The sequence below is a fragment of the Paraburkholderia sp. SIMBA_054 genome (assembly GCF_046534875.1).
Taxonomy (GTDB): Bacteria; Pseudomonadota; Gammaproteobacteria; order Burkholderiales; family Burkholderiaceae; genus Paraburkholderia; species Paraburkholderia hospita.
In genome coordinates this window covers 1-18,740 of record NZ_JAWRXV010000074.1, presented here as the reverse complement: position 1 = coordinate 18,740, position 18,740 = coordinate 1, and the positions used below count along the sequence as shown (strand labels likewise).

11 protein-coding genes are annotated in these 18,740 nt (G+C 58.7%); 6 read left to right on the top strand and 5 right to left on the bottom strand.

Annotation, left to right across the window (positions count from 1 at the left end; translation table 11 throughout):
- Positions 1-16: 16 nt before the first annotated feature.
- Positions 17-3,328 carry a hypothetical protein gene (locus tag SB822_RS47340; RefSeq protein ID WP_410857947.1) on the bottom strand — a complete coding sequence of 1,104 codons (3,312 nt, stop codon included), beginning with the start codon at positions 3,326-3,328 and terminating at the stop codon, positions 17-19.
- Between the two features lie 577 nt (positions 3,329-3,905).
- Here SB822_RS47340 and SB822_RS47335 point away from each other — a divergent pair.
- Complete coding sequence (locus SB822_RS47335; protein WP_410857946.1) at positions 3,906-5,933, top strand: hybrid sensor histidine kinase/response regulator; 2,028 nt, start codon at positions 3,906-3,908, stop codon at positions 5,931-5,933.
- Here SB822_RS47335 and SB822_RS47330 read toward each other — a convergent pair.
- On the bottom strand, positions 5,915-6,607 hold the full coding sequence (locus tag SB822_RS47330) for a response regulator (RefSeq protein ID WP_410857945.1): 693 nt from the start codon (positions 6,605-6,607) through the stop codon (positions 5,915-5,917). The two genes, SB822_RS47335 and SB822_RS47330, sit on opposite strands and share 19 nt — an antisense overlap.
- A 179-nt stretch (positions 6,608-6,786) precedes the next feature.
- Here SB822_RS47330 and SB822_RS47325 point away from each other — a divergent pair, with 179 nt between their 5' ends.
- Together SB822_RS47325 and SB822_RS47320 are read left to right on the top strand one after the other, a co-directional pair.
- Entirely contained in the window at positions 6,787-7,227 is a 441-nt protein-coding gene (locus SB822_RS47325; protein ID WP_410857944.1) for a hypothetical protein, read from the top strand.
- Between the two features lie 71 nt (positions 7,228-7,298).
- On the top strand, positions 7,299-9,044 hold the full coding sequence (locus tag SB822_RS47320) for an ATP-binding protein (RefSeq protein ID WP_410857943.1): 1,746 nt from the start codon (positions 7,299-7,301) through the stop codon (positions 9,042-9,044).
- Here the strand turns inward: SB822_RS47320 and SB822_RS47315 are convergent.
- From SB822_RS47315 to SB822_RS47305, 3 genes are read right to left on the bottom strand one after another with little or no spacing between them, the layout of a single operon-like run.
- Positions 9,038-10,528, bottom strand: a complete 1,491-nt coding sequence (locus tag SB822_RS47315) for a hypothetical protein (RefSeq protein ID WP_410857942.1) — start codon at positions 10,526-10,528, stop codon at positions 9,038-9,040. The genes SB822_RS47320 and SB822_RS47315 overlap by 7 nt on opposite strands.
- Positions 10,529-10,581: 53 nt before the next feature.
- A complete protein-coding gene (locus SB822_RS47310; RefSeq protein ID WP_410857941.1) occupies positions 10,582-11,556 on the bottom strand; it encodes a hypothetical protein in 975 nt (324 codons plus the stop codon).
- A gap of 59 nt (positions 11,557-11,615) precedes the next feature.
- Entirely contained in the window at positions 11,616-12,557 is a 942-nt protein-coding gene (locus SB822_RS47305) for a hypothetical protein (protein ID WP_410857940.1), read from the bottom strand.
- A 791-nt stretch (positions 12,558-13,348) separates the two neighbouring features.
- Here SB822_RS47305 and SB822_RS47300 point away from each other — a divergent pair.
- From SB822_RS47300 to SB822_RS47290, 3 genes are all read left to right on the top strand, one after another.
- The gene (locus tag SB822_RS47300; protein WP_410857939.1) at positions 13,349-14,851 is read left to right on the top strand and encodes a Dyp-type peroxidase; all 1,503 of its coding nucleotides are present in this window, start codon (positions 13,349-13,351) and stop codon (positions 14,849-14,851) included.
- A 63-nt stretch (positions 14,852-14,914) separates the two neighbouring features.
- Positions 14,915-15,880, top strand: a complete 966-nt coding sequence (locus SB822_RS47295) for a hypothetical protein (RefSeq protein ID WP_410857938.1) — start codon at positions 14,915-14,917, stop codon at positions 15,878-15,880.
- A 48-nt stretch (positions 15,881-15,928) separates the two neighbouring features.
- The gene (locus tag SB822_RS47290) at positions 15,929-18,517 is read left to right on the top strand and encodes a family 16 glycoside hydrolase (protein ID WP_410857937.1); all 2,589 of its coding nucleotides are present in this window, start codon (positions 15,929-15,931) and stop codon (positions 18,515-18,517) included.
- Positions 18,518-18,740: the final 223 nt, after the last annotated feature.

The following is an 18,740-nucleotide window of genomic DNA, read 5'->3' as shown; positions in this document are numbered from 1 at the left end:
CACCGGATGGCGCTAGTCAAAGTGTTTCAAGGAACGCCTTCAACTGCTTCTTTTCCTGATCCGTAAGCGCTTCGCCGAACCAGTGCCCACGGTCGAGTACGAAGTCGGGACACTTGCTCGCCTTGAGCAGCGCCGGGGCCGCTTCTTCCTGAAATGCGGCGAGTGCAGCGAACGGATGATTCGGGTCTTGCGTGAGGTTGTCGCGATGTACCCGGAGAATGCCGCGCGTGAGCGCCGATACGGCATTGAACAGATCGATCGCGGGCGCGTCCGGGTTGATGTTCATCACCAGGTTCACGGGTGTGCCGCGCGGAATGGGACCGATCTTGACGTCGTCGATCTGGCCGTCTACATAGAGCTTCGCGTAGATTCCTGTTGCGAGAAACGCGATCGCCACGAGGCCGAAGAAGATGCGCGCGCACGTGCGCGCGTTCGGCGCGGCGAAGAAAAGGCATGCGGCGGCGAGCAGTACGAGGGGCACGCTCCATAGCCATGGGTAAATCGTGTCGAGCGCCGTGCCCCGCAATAGCGCGGCCAGCGCGATCGCGGTGACGGCGAGCAAGATGGCCGCCAGCCGCGCGCGTGCGATGAATACGAGCACGAGCGCGATCAAAGCCAGAACCAGCCAGAGATAAAAGGTGAGAACGGACGTCGTAAGCGGTCCCAGCACACCGTCGAGCAGCGGACGGATGAAGGGGCGACGAAAGTCGATGTATGAGTCTTGCGTCGTCCGGTAGATGAACCCGACGTCACTGAAACCTGGCTGACCCGTGAGGCCGGCTTGTGCGAAAGTCTGCCGCAGGTCGCCGCGCAACGCGTTGCACACTACGCTTTGATTGGCCGGGTGCTTATGACAGTCGTCTTTCTGGTCCTTATCGGGAAGGGTGCGAGCGGCGTTGACGTCGCGTTGCACGGTTGCAGAGCCCGTGCGTTTGTTCTTGTTGAGCAGCTTGTCGATGGCGTCGTCGAAAGCCGTTAGACGACCGTGCACGGACGGGGCGCGGTTGTAGATGCCGAGTGCGTTGTTATGCAGAAAGGGCGCCGTAGCCCACAGGCTGACAAGCGAAGCGGGGCGGTAATAGCCCGGGCCGCCGCTGGGCGGCGCATAGGCGTCATTATTGCCCCACTCGTCGACACCGCCATCCTTCTTGAAAGGATTGAAGAAATGCACGAGGCCGACGGCCGGCAAAGACTTATAGCCTTCCGACGAAAAGTTGTCCCAGATCTGTCCGCGCATCGCATTCGTCCCCACCGCGCGCTGCGAATTCGTACCGACCAGCGTGACGGGCACGCGGATGTCAGTAGACAGGTAGTTGTTGGTGAACAGATCTTGCCCCTGATCGGTTTTCAGGTAATCCGACAACCGCTTCAGATAAGCGGCATACGGCGCGCTTTGCGTAAATGCTTTCCAGTCGGCGAAATCCATCGGCATCACAAGCGTGTCGGGACGGTTGTCCGTCAACGTGCGCCACTTATCGGAAAAGATGATTTGTTGACCCGGCAGCTGTTTGCTTGAATGGCAGACGGCACAACTGTTCAGAAACACCGTGCGGCCAGCGTCGATATCCGCGCTGTCCTGCTCGATGCGCTTGCGGCCCTCGGGGGTGGTCGCAAGCTTCATCGGCTGTGTCACGTTCGCGTGCGATGGCGACACGTACGTCAGGAAGCGCTCCAGTTCGCCCACACGGTTACGCTCGGTGGTATTCCAGAAGATGGACTTCGCGCGGATCGTCGCGAGGTCGAATGGCTGTTGTGCCTTGAAACCGATAATCGGGTTCTGCAAGCGGCGCCACTGCTCGGAATACGCGCCGATGTTCAGGTAGACACGTAGCAACGCCCCTTCGACACCCACACTGTCGGCCCCATCCAGCAGCACGCGCGGCGTGTGGCGCGGGTTGAGCGTGACGAGCGGTGCATCTTCGATACTGCGTAACGTCAGGCCGATGTCGCTTTGATCTTCTGGCGGATTTTCATGAGCCCGTGCAATGCGCGCGTTGACTTCGAACACGGACATGATCGTATTCGGGTTGTTGATATGGTCGGTCACGACGAGCGACGTGTCGATCGTGCCCGCTTGCTGGCTCGCCACGTACTGCCAGATAAAGCTGTCTTCCGTCTTTAGAACCGTGAAGGCTTTCGACGGTAACCAGTACTGGTTACCGATCGTGCTCGACAGGTTGCCCCACTCAAGCCGATCGTTATGTTCAGGTGGCGCAAGAGGATGCGGCGCCACATGGCAAAACGCGCAGGCCATCGCGACGCGGAACGGGCGCACGAGCATCGGGTCGGCGTGTACGGAGTTGTCGGTTTTGGAGTAGTACCTTTTGCCGTTGTCCTTTGTCACCTGGTCTTGCCAGTAGCGGCGCGCCTCTTCCGCGGCTTTCGATTTGCCAAAGAAGTCGGGATTCGGAAAGAGCCTGAGCCCCACGACGCCCGATGGATAGCCGTACACGAGCGGGTCGACACCGTCGTCCGCGAGCTGTTTGATGGTCTGGTCGTAGAGAGCCTGGTCGCCGACTTCGAAGAACGTGTTGTACGGATGGTGTTCGTCTTTCGGCATTTTCTCCGTTTCTGCTGGCTTTTTCGTATGCTCGTCGATGTCGTCATCCGGCGCCTTGAGCTTCACCTTTTTTCCGTCGGCCTTGTCGATGTACAGGCCCAGCCCAAGGATAGGCTTGTCGTTCTCGATCATCCCTGGCTGGTTTATCATGCCGCCATCGTCGAAGCGGTCCTTGTGGTTGCGTGAATCGATAAGCACCAGAAAGTCGGCGATTCCATAGCCGCTTTCCTGTACCCAGCCCCAGAATGCCTCGTTGCCTTCTCCCCATAGCATCCACGTGTTCTGACCCATGATCGCTTCGCGCGCGTCGTCCGGCACGACCTTGCCGGTGCCGTCGCCCCTTTTTACGGCATAGTCCATCGGGCGCGGTGTCATGTCGTCGCCGACGATCACTTTGTCGACTTCACTGAACAGATTGCGGCGTTCGGTCGGAAAGCATTGCTCGTTACGTGAATAAAGCTTGACACCACGTGCGGTGAATCCGCCCGCTGCCTCGTCCTTGGGCGCGTCCTTGTCGACCTGTGACGTGCCGCCGATCAACACGCGCGGCGCGATGGCTGCAGCCGGATATGCGCTGCGCGCTTCATCGAGCTTCTGTGCGGCCGCTTCCGATGCCCCGTGCGCTTCGGAGGAGGGCGCCGCAGCGGCGCTGGCGGAGACGAGCGCGCAGCGCGGCATGAGCGAGCCGAACGCCACGGTCAGCACGCAGGCCGTGGCGAACAGTGCGCGCGTTATCCTGCGATTCCCTGACTTCGGCACCGTATCCATGATCGCGCCTCCTGAAGGTGCGAGACGTTCAGTGTGGGTCATTCGGTTAGCGCTGCAGGGGAGTGTGGCCTCGTGCCCATCGCGGGTGTCGGGGCCTGCTGCGGGTTTCGCCGCGAGAAGTTCGCTCGTGCAGGGCTAGCGACTCTGGTTGTGAGTACATGGTTCCGGCGGCGTACGGGGGAATATAGGCGAAGCCCCAAAGATGTCAAACGGCGAATACCGTCTTGGTTCGTTCGGTAACACGCACGGCATTCGTGCTGCAAACCGGTGCAACGATCTACCCAATCTGGCTTGCGACTATTGCAGGAATGCTTGCTACTACACATCATCGTTGCCAAAACGTTGACAGTACTTTCGCCACGAGTGATGCCGTTCGAGCTTCAATCACGTATGCCGGTATTCGTTTAGTCCGTAAAGCCTTGCACGCGTGCAATAACGGAAATACGACACGCGGCGGCTGTTGTGCCCTCAATGTTTGTTTAGACGACGCTCGAAGCCTAGAATGAAACTGACATCGCGCCAGTCATGCGTGTTTTCACGGACCACTAACAGTCGGGCGAGATAACGGTGGAATGCGATGAACCTGTTCAGATTGCCGTCGGTGTCACGTTCCAGGCTCGTCGAGCATTGGCCCGCGCTCGGTGCGGCGAGTGCGTGGCTCGTCGACCTGATGTGCTGGCCGTCGCGCTTCGACGATCCGCAGGTCGAGCGCGAGTTCACCGTCGATTACGGCCGGCGTTTCGCAGATTTCCGCCGGGCGGCGCTGATACTCGGCACCCTGATCTGGGCGTGCTTCGGCTGGTGGGAAATCAACCTCGCGCAGACCAACGATCTGTTTCGCCCGTATTTTCCGGAGATTTTCGCGTTTCGATGCCTTGGCGTCATGGGCGCCACGGTCGGTATCGTGCTTGCGTTCAGGCTTCGTTTCGACAGGGATGAGGTCGCACACCGAATCCTGCTGACGGGCCTTGCTTTCATGTGCATGTGCCTTCTGGTGCAGACCATTCTTGCGCCGCGTCCGCTGAACTTCACGCACTTCTTCGTCGGCTTCTATCTGATCCTGTTCTATCTGTTTGGCTTTCTCCGCTTGCGCGCCAAGACGACCTTCCTGCTGACAGTGGGGGTGATCGGCATGATCGTCGTGGCGCAACTGGTTACGCAGGCGCTTGAACCCGCGAACTTCATCGCGGGGATGTTCTACCTGACCAACGTCGCACTGGTCGGTCATAGCGTGAACGTCAGCGAAGAGCGGCACGTGCGGGACCGTTTCGTCGCGGTGCGCATGCTCGCGCGCAGCAACGATGCACTGCAGGCAGTCAATGCCGAGCTGGCCCAGAAGCACCAGGATCTTGAACGCGTGCGGCGCGACCAGCAGGCGAAATCCGACGCGTTAATCGCGCTGCGCGAGCAGCAGCGGGAAGACGCCGAACGTGCAAGCCGCGCGAAGTCACGCTTTCTGGCGGCCGCCGCGCATGATCTGCGGCAGCCGATGCACGCGCTGAACCTGTTTCTCGCAGCAGCGGATGAGGCGCTCGACAAGCACGATAGTGACGAGTCGGGAAAGCTGATCGGCGAGGCGCGCAAAGCGTCGGAGTTGATGGCGAGGCTCTTCAACGCCGTGCTCGATCTGTCCAAGCTGGAGTCGGGGCACGTCACGCCGAACTATTCCTGTGTCGATCTGGATCGCGTGGCGCAGGAGACCATCGAGCAATTGACGCCGTTTGCGCAGAGCCGCGGCGTCGAACTGACGTACAGGGCGCGGCGCGCGGGCCAGAAGAGGGCGCTGGTGCGCAGCGACGCCGACTGGGCGCCACGGGTGCTGAGCAATCTGGTTGCCAACGGCATCAAGTACGCGGATCCCGCGAAGGCGGGACGCTGCATCGTGATCGTCGGCGTGGTGCGCATGCCGAATTACGTGCGTATCGATGTCGTCGACAACGGTATCGGAATTGCGTCGCAGCATTGGGACGCGATCTTTCAGCCATTCGTGCAAATTGGCAATCCGGAACGCGATCGTGAGAAAGGGCTCGGGCTTGGTCTGTCGATCGTCAATGCCGTCGTATCGCTGCTGGAAGGGCATCGGATCGAATTGAAATCGGCGGTGGGGTACGGGTCGCGCTTTTCGGTGCGCCTGCCGGCGGTAGAATCGCCCGCGGGCTGCGATGCCGTCGCGCCGCTCGTCGATGTCACGCCGTCGCCTTCTTCACTACAGGGCCTGTATGTGCTGCTCGTCGAAGACGACAGTCTCGTGCTGGCGTCGATGAACGCGCTGTTCGTCCAGTGGGGCGTGTTGTGCGAGTCGGCGCGCTCGCTGGCGGAGTTCGAAGCGCTGTTACAGGGCGTCGAGCGCATGCCCGACCTCGTCATCAGCGACTTCCGCCTGCCAGAGCTTTCAACGGCGCATGATGTGGTCCAGTTGCTCGGAACCCATCTGACGCGCCCCGTGCCTTGCCTCGTCATTACGGGAGAGGCCATCGCGGATGCTCAGGGCGCGCTGCCGGAGCGCTGTGTGCTGAGCAAGCCCATCTCCGCCGACGATCTGGCAGCGCGCATGGTCGAATTGACAGAGAGCCGGCGCAGCGGCGTTCAGGCCACGGCGCCCTGAGTGGGGGAAATCTCGATACCGCGGCGCGCCATTTCGACTATCAGGAACGTACGCCGGGAGACGTTGAAGCGGCTCAGCAGGTCGCTGATGTATTCCTTCGCGGTGTTCTCCGAGATGTCCATTTTGCGCGCGATGGCCTTGTTCGACAGCCCTTGCAGCACGAAGCGGAGCGTTTGTGCAAGCCGTGGAGGAAGGTTCAGCGAATCGATGGGAATGCCTTTGGCGGGTGCGGGTGCCTGTGGCGTGTGCCCGCCCTTGCCAAGCACGCTATTGGGCAGATAGACCCGTCCGCCGAGGATTGTTTCGATCGCTTCGCGGAACACCGCGCCGCCGCCTTCGCTGGCCTTGGAAATGAAGCCGCCGGCGCCGTTCTTGATGCAGTCGAGGACCGTTTCGCGATCGTCCTGCGCCGACAGCATCACGACGTGCAAGGCCATCTCGTTCTCCTGCAGCCAGTGAAGCAGGTCCATGCCCGTGTGATCCGGCCCCAGGTGGAAGTCGAGAAATATCAGGTCGTAGGCTTTGCTGCGCAAACGCTCGACAGCGTTGTCGAAGCCGTTGGCCTCGTCGATGTCGAGCGTCGGCTGTGACGAGAGGATGAGGCTCTTCATCGCGGTGCGCGTGAGTCCTTCGTCTTCGACGAGCAGCACGTGGCGAAAGTACAGGTTATCCATGGCGATTTCTCCGGTGGAATCATGGTACGCCCGTTCGCAAGGTTTGCTATCCCTCCTTAGTGGGGGACGCGTCGGGTACCATCATCTGGAGGCGTTTTTCCCCCGGCATAGCCGGTTTTTGCGGAGGTCAGGGGCGGGCAGCATGGAGTCGTGTTTTTCACACGACGAGGTCCGTAATCATGCGCGCTCTGCTCCCCGATCTGTTACGCCTTTACAGGGCGTTCAGCCTGACCTCGCGAGAAGAGGCCGATGCGGCGCGAGTCGAGCGGACGCGCGAACGGGATCAGGTTCCCTACGTGCCCGAGGCACCGATACGCGAGGAGATACATCGGGCGCATGTGCTGATGAGCCGGATCGAATCGACGGGTGTGAAGTTTCCCGTGCAGATCTACGACGCACTGGACCAGGCGCGCGCGGCCAGCGAGCAGAACCGCTGGACCTTGCAAGTAGATCGCAGCTTTTACAGTGCCTTGAGCCTGCTCGAGTCGATTGCGCGCTTGCCGGTCCGCGTCACGGCCACGCAGCAAGCCGCAACCGATCAGCATGCGCGCGGGACTGCAAATGCAGGTTGGACCGTCATTATCAGCAACAGCCAGAAGATGCTCGAGGGAAACTGGTGAACCGCGCGGTATCCATTCCGCGACAACTGCCGGCCGATGGTCGGCAGGCCGGTGACGAGAGGGGCAGAACGATGCCGGACGACGCAATCCAGCATGCCATCGACGACGATCGTGCACGCGCGCTGTTCGCGATGGATCAAGTCAGCCTCGCGACCCATATGCTGGCCGCCACGGTACTCGTTGGTGTTTATTGGGCGAATACGCGTTCGCCCTGGCAATTCGCCGTGTGGGTGCTGTTCTATGTCGCCGCCATGGGTGCCGCCGCTGCGTTGCGTCTCTGGCATGGCCATGAGGCGGAGCGTCTGCCCGCACGCCGCTGGATCACGCTGCATGCGCTCAGCAATGGGCTGCTTGCGGCGGCAGCGGGGCTATCGGCATGGTTCGCACTCAGCATACCGGGTGGCGAGTTCCCGCTCGTGCACACGATCCTGCTGTCGGTGATCGCCATGGTGCTGGTGATGTCGACGGGATTCGATCCGCTCAATTTTTCGAGTGCGATTCCGTGGGTGCTCGTGCCGTCGATGCAACTGTACTGGCATATGCCTGGCGGCGACCGGGTGAAGCTTGCGCTCATGTGCGTGTTCGTCGGCGTTCTCGTTTGTCTGTATGTGTGGCGATATTGCACGAACTACCAACGGATGATGAAAGCGCATGCGGACCAGCAGCGTATGGCCGCATTGCTCGCCCGGCAGAAGCAGATTTCGGAGCACTCCGGCGCCGCGCGAAGCCGGTCCCTTGCCACGGCTAGCCGTGATCTGCGCGAGCCGCTGCATGCGATTGGGCTGCTCGCCGGCTCGCTGATCGATACGCAATCGACGCCGGAGCAGCGCGCGCGGATCGCCGGACATATCGAACAGCGGGTGGAAGCGCTGAACCGCCTGTTCGATCAGTTGCTCGATCTCGCGCAGATCGAAAGTGCGGGTACCGCGGTGACGCGGGCCCATTTTCGGCTCGCGGAACTCTTTGCTCATATGGACCTGAGTTACCGGCCGCTCGCGGCGGCGAAGGGACTCAAACTGCGGATCGCGCCCACTGACACAGTCATCTTCGACGATCCGCGATTCCTCGAGCGGATATTGCAGAACCTCGTCTCGAACGCCATTCGGCACACAGATACAGGCGGTATCTGGATCGGTTTTCGACGCGCGGGGCAACGCGACGGCGGCTATATCGAGGTACGCGACTCGGGTGCAGGATTCACGCCGCGCGAGCAGGCGCTCATTCGGGGCGGCATGAACCAGGAAACGAGCGCGAAGCGCGACGACTTTCCTCAACTCGGACTGGAGACGGTGCGCCGGCTCGTCGGGTTGTTGGGCGGCGAATTGAAGATGCGTTCGGCGCCGGGACGCGGCACGACGTTTCGCTTCCCGGTGCGTATCGGCGACGCGCGCCTGGCGGTGACGGGCATGCGAAGCGCAAGCGGTGCAGTCGTCGTCGGAACGTCGAACGTGAATAGCGTCTTGCTGGCTGGCAAGGGCGACTGCATCACGGACGAATGCGCGAACCGGCTTGGCCTGGTGTTAAGGCGAGTGCGAGACGCGGAAGAAGCCTTGCACCTGATCGAGGAGGGCGCCGTGTTCGATGCTGTGCTGTGCGAATACGAATCGAAGCTCCAGCGCCGCGACTTGCAGACATTGCGCGCGATGCGCGACGCGTTCAGCCGGCGCACCGGGCCGCGAGCGACCGTATTGCTGATCGTGAGTCACGGCGCGCTGCCCGAAGCGGGCGAAGCATCTGCACTGGAAACGTTCCCGATACTGTGCAAACCCGTTACGCCCGTCCGGCTCTTACGGACACTCGCGACACTGCGTCACTGAAAGGGGCACTCGTTGGTGATCTCGGGCGCGAGTTCGGTATCGCGGAACATCTGGCGCACAAAGTCCAGCAAGGCGGGGTTCATCACGTCATTGTGTCCGTCGATGATCGCCTTGTCAGAGCGCACGTTCCAGACAAGCGTCTGCCCGTTATTCGCCGCGTCGTTCTTCACGACGTCGAGCCGGGCACCGCCGCAGAAAGTGCGCGTCCATCCGTCCGCGGCATTGCCGGATGTGTTGAGACCGGAAATGAATTCTGTCGATTGGCGCACCTCGCGGGTTTTGTTCCTCACGACAGCTTCGGCGAGCGTCTGGCCTTCGAGTTTCATGAGATCGCTGGCGGGAATCCAGTCGCCGCAGACGGCTTGTGCCTCCGATGGCGCGCCGCCATGCAGTTCGTGCGTGATGTAAGGGGCCATGTGGCCCGGCGTTTTCTTGATCGCGGCAGCCTGTTCCTCCGAAGAGGTGGGACGTTCGAACAACGTGTTGATGAACCGGCCAGCAGGGAACGCGATGCCCGTCGCATCGTCGGTTTCCGACGTGATCGATATCAGGAGCGGCGGCTCGTAGCATGCGTGACGATGCTGGCTCGCAACGCGGTACAGCGCTTCAAAGCGCGATGCTTCGAAGGCGGGGTTGACCAGCACGATCATGTCGGCGATACGCTCGGTCTCCTGATAGCGCTTCCTGGCGTCTTGCGGGCCGGGATGGATAGACGGCAAATCCGCAAGATCTTCCCGTGCTGTCAGCACCTCGATCAATGGACCGGCCGTCGCGGCGTAAAGTATCAATCCACCAAAGCTGTGTCCGATCATCAGCGTGCGCATGCGGGGTGGCGCATCTTCGTTCACGGCCTGGGTGTTGAAATAGCGTTGCAGGCTTCGGATGCGCGCGAAGAGTTCGCGTACCGATCCCACTGACACGCGGCTCGCCGTGTCCTTGCGGCTCCAGAAAGACAGATTGAGCAATGGGTCGGAAACGAGCCACGGCTTGCCGCGCCAGCCTACATAAATGCCAACCACCTTGCGTTGCTTCGCCTGCGACAGTTCGTCGGAAGCGGCGCGCTCGAGAAGCCGGCGGAAGTCCTTGACGTTCGGGTCGTCGGCGTCGGCGTTGTGCTTCCAGCCATGCACGAAAACGATGACCTTCAGGTCGCTTCCTGACTGGAGCAACTGCTTGAGACGTGCCATCAATGCGTCGACCTGTTGCGACGATTGATCGGCTGTCGTTGCGCCAGTGTTCTCATTTTCCTTGGGATGCAGCCACCCCTGGTCGTCGAATTCGACGAAATGGAGTTCATATTTATCGTCGAATATTTCCGGCGTTACGTGCTTACATGCGTCGATCGTCGCGCCGTCGACGTCAGCAGGACAATGGAGCGTGTCGCGGGACGCGTCGATCAGATGGGTACGGTAGGCTTCGTGCGATGCACATGCGCAAAGAGCGAGCGTGGACAGCAGCACCAGCAGCCGGAAAGCGGAATCCATGAGCTTTCTCCATCAGGCCGACGATAGGTGTAGCAGGTGCGGTCATGGCACTTTCATAGCAATCCGTTCGTTTGCAGCACCTTGAGCATCACGCCTGCACCGCATTGCTGGGAGATTGCTGTTGCGTCAAAATGCCCGTCTGACGAGAACTTCCCCTGCTTATAGAGATTCGAAAAACTCCAAAGATAAGGCGTTGGCACGCCGAGCGCGCGATAACCCATGCCGTTGTAGCGTTCGAATCGATACAGTATGCGTGGAATGCTCCAATCCGCCTCGTTTGCGTAGTGCTCGAACACCATTGCGTCGATCGCGCTTTCTCGCCACGTGAACGGCGGTGCCCCCGCCGCCGGTCGTCCCGCAGGCACGTGCACCGTGCGCGCCGTCAACGGGTCGCCGTTGTGCAAATGTTCATTGAAGTTAAACCCGCACTCCAGACCGTGGACGATGCCGACGAAGCACCACGGAATGCCCAGTCCGTCACCGACGCTCTTATAAACGTCCTTGAAACGCGTCAACTGCGAAATGTAGTGCTGCACGTTTGCCTTGCGATCGTCATTTGGCAAGCAGGCGTTGAAATACGCTTCGTACTCAGCCTTCAGATCGGCGAACGCCGTCGACTTGCCTGGCGCTCCCGGCACAGCGGCGGGAGCGGCCGCTTGAACGACGTCGGCGTGCACTGAAGCCTGCGGCACATCGGGAGCGGGCGGCAATGCTTCGCTCGCATGCATCTGTCCAAGAGTCGTCTGAAGTCGCTGGAGGATGTTCTGGATATCGGCGAGGTAAGTATCGAATGGACCGAGCCTTGCGCTGCCAACAACCTTTTCGAGTTCAACCGTTGCACTGGTCACGTCGTTGGCTGCATCAAGAAGGCTTGCCTGGTCCATGTCCTGGAGCAACCCGTCCAGCGTGCCTATCGAAACGCTGATCTGATCTTTCTCTGCTGCGTCGGTTGTATTCGCACGCCGCTTCATCAATAGCGCTATTGCGTCGACAAGCGCGCCTTGCGCGAACTGTGTGGTTGCCATCATTACCTCCATTTTCCTGCCTTTGAAATACGTCGCGCTAGATCGGGCGACGCGCAGCGCGCTCATGGATTCATTGCCGACATGCCGCCTGCCCGAATGAACGAGAAGGCACGCCGCGCAGCGTCGGCGTCAGCCCTCAGTTCGCCGCTGCGCTGCGCGAGTTGCGCGAGCGTGACGGGACTTTGTGGCGACTGTGCCGCAGCCACCGTGAGTTCCCACGCATCCTGCAACTTGCCTAGCAATACGACGAAGTTCGACACCGTGACGCGGTACGCGTCGACCTTCGCAATCTCGGCGGTCGCGAGGGCAGGGGTGGCTGCGACCTGCGCAGACACAAGCGCAGTGGAAGGTCCTTCGATAAGCGTCAGGAAGATCGCCGGCGTCGCCCGCCGAATCGCATCGATTAACGCGCTAACATGAGGCGCACCTTCGAGGATCAGACGCCGGGCCTCGGCCGCATTGCTCTGGCGGGCCGCAGCTTCAAGGATTGGCTTCAACGCGGCTGCCGCACCCGCAATGGGCGGAGCAGCGGCGCCGGCAATAGCAGCAAGCGCATCGACGTCAGAACTGAGCGTGCCAATCTGTCCCAATGCAGCATCGATATTGCGATTCTCCGTCAGTGTGGACAACACGTCCGCATAGTTTCCGATCACTGTGAGCCCTCCGCGAATCGCCTTTGACGCAGGCGGGTCGCCGAGTGGCGAGTAATAGCCGGCGTCGGTTATACAGAATCCGCGAATGAATCCGGTATGATCACTAACGGGCAGCCAGGGCATGTCATTGTGAGAGCAGACTTCACCCTCGCCAGGGTTGGCACGTTGCGACCGCCTGATCGCGGCACGCTGTCCCTGCGCGCGCTCGGCAACCGCAAGATCGTCGATGAGTGGCTGACCCAGTGTATTCACTGAACTGAGCGCCTGGGAAAAGTACTTAACCTGATCGACGGGCGCGGTCGTGCATGCAGCCATCGTGCACGCTACGAGCGCTACGTGGACGACTCGCATTGATGCTCGGACCGAAGGCTGATTCCAGTGGAACATGATCGGCTCCTGCAAAGATGCAGCGGTGTGTGTGTGCGAGATCGAGCTTGACCAGTACTTATAAAAGCACGGCAGACTGTCCCTCGTTGAGGTTGGTCCACATCGTTCTATTCAACTTTCGTTTGCTTTAAAACGAAATGGAGATGCTGTTCCTTAAATCGGTCCACCGTCGTTGACATGTAGTGTCCACATAAAGAAATTTGGATCTGGTGAAAATGAGAGTGCGGACGGTTTGAGCTCGGCCAATTTCAACGTTTAATGCGCTGAGACAAACTATTTCGAGTATCGGCACAGTCCGGCACCGTCTTCGGTAAGCAGGCAGTGAGCGTATAAAACATAGTTTCGGTTCCATTGATAGTACTGTTCGCTTGCGCACATATCGCGCAATGCCCTCCTGGACATCATGACGGCTTCTATCTAAGCTCCCGCAAACATACAGCGCAATTACGATAAAAATACGCTGCGCTATACGAAAAGACAACGAGTGAATCGTCTCTGATTCGTGCACTGCTGAATGGGCCTATGCAATGCCGCGACTGCGTACGTCTTCTCTTATCTCGTCCATGTGTTGGACGCACAGTCATATGAAGTCCATTTCCAGCGGCGTATGTCGCGCCTGAAGCGGTTGAGCGCGTCTCAATAAGAGCCATGCTGTTCACGAACGCCGCGCGACACAGGCGGGTCTTCGTCGCGCCCTCGCGGTTGCACTTTCGCTTGAACGCCTTCCGTAAGCAGATCCTCCAAAGGAGAAAGAAATGGCACGTGATCTAAATGCTGAACCGCTTCTTCCAGTCGACAAGATTCAGTCGGACATTCTGTACGGGCTAATCAAACGTCACGAGCATCTGATGTTCTTCAAGATCACACATGTCGACGCGTTCAAGACCTTCGTTCGTTCAGTGCCCTTGACAAGCGTCCAGGAGAGCCAGGACCAACAAAAGAGAATTGACGCAAACAAGAGCGGCAACAAGGCGCTGCCTACGCCAGGACTGAATATCGCATTTACGTGGTCGGGCCTGTCTGTGCTCGGTGTTCCGGGGCTCGACCCGTCCAGACTGGAAGCATTCAGCGGCGGCATGCATAGCAGGCAGCAGCGCCTTGACGACCCGCCCGCGTTGACGTGGAACGTGTTACGTCCCAGTCATGATCTGCACGGCGTTTTTATCGTAACGGGAGCCAGCCACGCAGAGGTCGTCGATGTCATCTCACAGCGCCTGGCACCCGCTGACGACAACGGCTGGAAACTGCTGCACACGGAAGTGGGTCAGGTGCGTCCCGAACCGTTTCGCGGGCATGAACACTTCGGCTACGCCGATGGCATCTCCCAGCCGGGCGTGCGCGGGCTGGTTGCGGCGGGCGTTCCGCTCACGCCGACAGCGCCGGGCGCCGAAGACACGCAAGGCCAGAAGGGACAGGATCTGCTGTGGCCGGGTGAGTTCGTATTCGGTTATCCGGGGCAGGATGCTAATGCTCCTTCTTTCAACAAAAAAGGACTTCCGAAGACGGCCCCCGTGCCGTTCATGGAGAACGGTGCCTTTATGGTCTTCCGTCGGCTTGCGCAAAAAGTGCCTGAGTTCAACCGTTCAGTCAAACTGGCCGCGCTGAGCATCACCGGAACTTCCAATCCGATGAATCCCACTCTCCTTGGCGCACAGCTAGTTGGAAGATGGAAATCGGGAGCCGCAATCATCAAGGCGCCGCTTGCCGACGACGCTACGATTGCGGAGGATACACCCGACGTCAACGACTTCGAGTTCGGCGATGACAGAGAGGGTCTCAAGTGTCCGTTTGCAGCGCACATCAGGAAGGCATATCCACGGGATGACGTGCCTGGCAATACGGCACCGGCCAGACCCGAGGACGTCGCACAAGCCGAAGCGTTTACCCAGGCGCATCGGATGTTACGCCGGGGCATCACGTTCGGCCCGGAGGTAACCGAAAGCGAGGCACTGAATGAGCGCTCGGCAGGTGGTGACAAGACACGGGGTTTGCTCTTCAAATGCTACGTGACGTCGATCGAAGATCAATTTGAATTCGTGCAGCAAATGTGGGCTAACAACGGTGCTTTTTCACAGACTGAGAGTGGCATCGATCCGATCATTGGGCAGTCGAATGGCCCATTGAGATTCTTCGCAGGCGCGGCCCCATCGTCTGGCAATAAGGCCGACAAACCACAATTTGAGCTAGGCAACTTTGTCCATTTGGAGGGCGGCGCATATTTCTTTGCACCCGCTATTGACGCAATCCGTACCATCTGATCCCGCGCTGCCCGGCGGTTGCCTTCGTCACGACGACCTGACATTACCAACTGGAGAAGTTCTATGGCTCAACCGCACACTAACGGCGGATACGCATTTCAGCCGATGAGAATCCAGGTCCGCCCCGGCTCAAAAGCAGAAAGGCTTTATTACCACGGGGCCGCGCTTCCTGGGCAGCAGTGGCCAATGCCGAAGGCAATTGCGCCTGGTATCGATCCGTCGCCGCTCGATGATCTGCTTTTCCACGGCGGAAAGGTCGTGCCGCAAATGGAGTTCCAAAACGTCTATCTCGGTGGGGAGCCTTCATGGGTCGAACAGGATATCGCTTCCATCGATACAGCGATCGAGCTTGCGATGCAGGATAAACGCCTGAATAACGTCGTCAGCCAGTACTTCCCGCACAAAGCCATTGATTGCAGCATGCGGGAGTCCTTCATTCTGGATGAAAGCAAACCGTCCTCCGTCGACGAATCGCAGGTGCATGAGACCGTGATCAGCCTGTTCGATTCGGGCTTGATCCGCAAATCGGACTTGGACTCATGCATCTTCAACCTGATTTTGCCCTCTGGCACCTCACTCAAGCTCGATGGCGCTTCTTCGCTCGCGGGGCTCGGCGGATATCACGGTTCCGTTCACATCCGTCGTGGCAAGACAAAAGTGACGCTCTACTATTCCGCCAACGTGTACTCGCAGCTCCTTGCCAACGGTAAGGAAAACGGAATCGCGGTTTTCGATCGTCCGTGGAAGAACGTTGTCGGAACGCTTTATCACGAGATCAACGAGTTCAGAACGGATGCGGATGTCAACGATGCGATCAGCGAAAACAATAATGACTTCCTGGGCTGGACGTCACGAGACGGAAAAGAAGTCGGTGACCAGCCGATCTTCAAGGCTGGCGAAGAGGGAAATCTGAATCTCGTGTTCAAGGAGGTACAGGCTACGACCAGGAAAAAACGCATCCCGGTCCAGTTCCTTTACTCTAACGTGGTGCATGGTGCGGAGGGGCCGATCGACAAACCTCACACGTAGTCTAATTGCCTGCGTACGCTACGCTCCCGACTCATACTGGAGTACAGGATGACGATCTATGCCCTCACATCCACCCTGGATCCAATCGACGTTCAGAACACAACGTTTGCAAAGGACGTGCTCTCGCGCTATTCGTGTAACACATGGGACGAGGCCACAGTCGATTCGAAAAAGATCGACGTGGTGATCGTAGGCGCGGGATTGTTTGGTGGCTATTGCGCTTCGAAGATTTTTGAGTTGAGCCGCGTACGCTTTGGCGAGCGTAATACATTGCGCGTCCTGGTTCTCGATGCGGGCCCTTTTCTGGTCTCCGAGCATACTCAGAATATCCCTAACCTCGGACTATATGACCCAGGCATCTTCAACACGACATTCAGCGGATCGGGCGCGCGTCCCGTAACAAGGAATCTGGTTTGGGGGCTCGGTTGGCGCAGTAATCGTCCGTTCGTCGGACAAGCCTATTGTATTGGCGGCAAGGGACTATTCTGGGGTGGATGGTGTCCGCGTTTTCAGCCGTCTGATCTGCAAAGATGGCCGAAAGAGGTGGCCGACTATCTGACAGTCGTCAATGTCGGATCGCCTGTTGGTTTCAGGCCAATAGAACATCGCGATCCGTTCTCCGAATCGGTCCTGCACAGAGGAGACCCGCTTAGCGCCTACGAAACTGTCGAGTACGAGATAGGCGTTGTTCCGAGTGACGACTTCGTCTTCGATCCGGTCTCGATATCGCAATCTGATGAACGCGCTATTGGTCTGAATCGAGCGTTGCATACCTTCCTGAACGAGCGACGGGCCAATATTGACACGAGGATTACGGCCGTGATCGCCGCGCCGATTGCGGTTCAGACTCAGTCATTCATCTCCGGGCTATTTGCTCTGGACAAGTATTCGAGCTTACCGGCACTGATAGCGAGTACACGAGCGGATCACGGCGATGGTCGAACAGACCTTGGAATTGCTGTTGTTCCTAAGGCTCACGTTGTGAGACTCGAGTGCGAGCAAAGCGATACGCCTGGAATCAATACCGGCCTTGTTACGCGAATCGTGGTGCAGGTGGAAGGCCAACAACGAACGCTCGATCTGGGACCTCATTGTCAGACAGTTCTCGCCGCAAGTTGCATTGAATCCACCCGCCTTGCCCTTGAATCATTTCCATTATCATCCTTGGGGCTACGTCCCCCAAACGATGAACTGATGGGGCGAAATTTCATGTTTCACCTCAGAGCGGACATCGCTTTTAAAGCAGGCAGAGACGAACTGGAGAAGTTCGTCAAAACGAAGTGGCCAGACACCGATCTTGCAAAAGTACTGCAGCTCGCAGCCCTGCATATTCAATGCGAGGGGACGTTCGGCAGCTATCAGTTTCAGTTATATGCAGCGACTAACGATGGTGGGCCCGACGCCAACATATATCGGATGGTTCCCGACCTGGAGATGCAGAGGGCAATCGCTAATGGGTTTGGTGCAGAAACCATCAGCCTGGTTCTGCGGGCTTCGGGAGAGGTGAAGGGGGGAAGCAGTGCTCCAGTCGGAGATTCAAAGTTCGACTATGTGAATCTCGCTGGAGATGCCGACTTCGATAGTGATTTCGGTCACAGACGCGCGTGGGTGCAATTCAGGTCGGACCCGCAAGATCATGCCCACGACGAAATCTGGCAGGAAATGCATGACACGGCGCACGCTATCGCGAGAGCCATCGCGAATGGTGGCCCTTTGGAATATGTTTCGGTTGCCGGAACCAGTGATTTCACGCTTCCCAGTCTTAGCAACCAACAAGGAGTCGGTTCAACGTTTCACGATGCAGGCACACTGTGGATGGGAGATACCCCGGATCAATCCGTCACCGACGTCAACGGACACTTCCACCACATCGCTAACGCTTACTGTGCCGACCAGGCTCTGTTTCCGACGGTGGGCTCCGCGAACCCTGCTTTGACGGGTCTTTGTCTTGCTCGAAGAGTCGCCGAAGACATCGTAAATCGGCATTCTGCAGTAGATGCTCAGACCGAACTTGCACTATTCCGACCCATCTCGCTTGCGCGCAGCGACGGCTGGGAGACAGTACCCTACGATGGGATCATCGAACTGTTCGGCGGAAGCATCATAGAAACGCAACCTGACCAACGCGGCATTGGGATCTATTTTCTTCCGCTCATGCTTGATGACTTTGAGTTATCGATTCAGTGGAAAGCGTTCAGACTTCCGACGACGGCAAATTCCGGCGTGTTTCTGCGGATTCCGGATCCCCGCAATGTTAACTTTTCCTCAGCCGCCGAAAGTACAGCTTTCTACAATGCTGCCACAGAAATTCAGATTGACGAGCTTGGGAAGAACTTCGATGCAAATCGGGTACCGATAGCAATCTATGGGGACTCAAAGCACAAAACGGGTGCAATCTACGGAATTTCGGCAGCAACGAAATGGGCTGCGACTGTTCCAGCACCCGATGGAGACACTGGTGATCGTTATTGGAATACGTATCACATCACCGCTAACGGCCCTGATGTTCGTGTCAAACTCAACGGTTCATTGGTATCAAATGGAGAGTTGCCTGCTAACAAGTCGAGGCAAGGTTTTATCGGCCTGCAATTCCACACAGGCCGGGTACAGTTTCGAAATTGCCGTTTGAGAGTCTGATATAACGGGCCGGTTTAGGCGAATTCCGGACAGCGGAAAACGCTGCCCAGCGACGAGAAGAACATCGTCGAGGCCGCGTTCACGGTTGTCCCCGTCAATCCGCCGTCGATACTTGAATTGGCGACGGCGTCGGGCTTCGATTTCTGGCTTCTTTCAAATCTCGAATGGGTGGCTTGGCGGGTCAAGTGCGGGCTTCAGCCCGGCGAAGCGAACACTTGACGCG

Excerpts from the sequence above, each read along its gene's own strand:
- SB822_RS47340 (WP_410857947.1), bottom strand. The coding sequence starts at position 3,328 with ATGGATACGGTGCCGAAGTCAGGGAATCGCAGGATAACGCGCGCACTG.
- SB822_RS47335 (WP_410857946.1), top strand. The coding sequence starts at position 3,906 with ATGAACCTGTTCAGATTGCCGTCGGTGTCACGTTCCAGGCTCGTCGAG.
- SB822_RS47330 (WP_410857945.1), bottom strand. The coding sequence starts at position 6,607 with ATGGATAACCTGTACTTTCGCCACGTGCTGCTCGTCGAAGACGAAGGA.
- SB822_RS47325 (WP_410857944.1), top strand. The coding sequence starts at position 6,787 with ATGCGCGCTCTGCTCCCCGATCTGTTACGCCTTTACAGGGCGTTCAGC.
- SB822_RS47320 (WP_410857943.1), top strand. The coding sequence starts at position 7,299 with ATGCCGGACGACGCAATCCAGCATGCCATCGACGACGATCGTGCACGC.
- SB822_RS47315 (WP_410857942.1), bottom strand. The coding sequence starts at position 10,528 with ATGGATTCCGCTTTCCGGCTGCTGGTGCTGCTGTCCACGCTCGCTCTT.
- SB822_RS47310 (WP_410857941.1), bottom strand. The coding sequence starts at position 11,556 with ATGATGGCAACCACACAGTTCGCGCAAGGCGCGCTTGTCGACGCAATA.
- SB822_RS47305 (WP_410857940.1), bottom strand. The coding sequence starts at position 12,557 with ATGCGAGTCGTCCACGTAGCGCTCGTAGCGTGCACGATGGCTGCATGC.
- SB822_RS47300 (WP_410857939.1), top strand. The coding sequence starts at position 13,349 with ATGGCACGTGATCTAAATGCTGAACCGCTTCTTCCAGTCGACAAGATT.
- SB822_RS47295 (WP_410857938.1), top strand. The coding sequence starts at position 14,915 with ATGGCTCAACCGCACACTAACGGCGGATACGCATTTCAGCCGATGAGA.
- SB822_RS47290 (WP_410857937.1), top strand. The coding sequence starts at position 15,929 with ATGACGATCTATGCCCTCACATCCACCCTGGATCCAATCGACGTTCAG.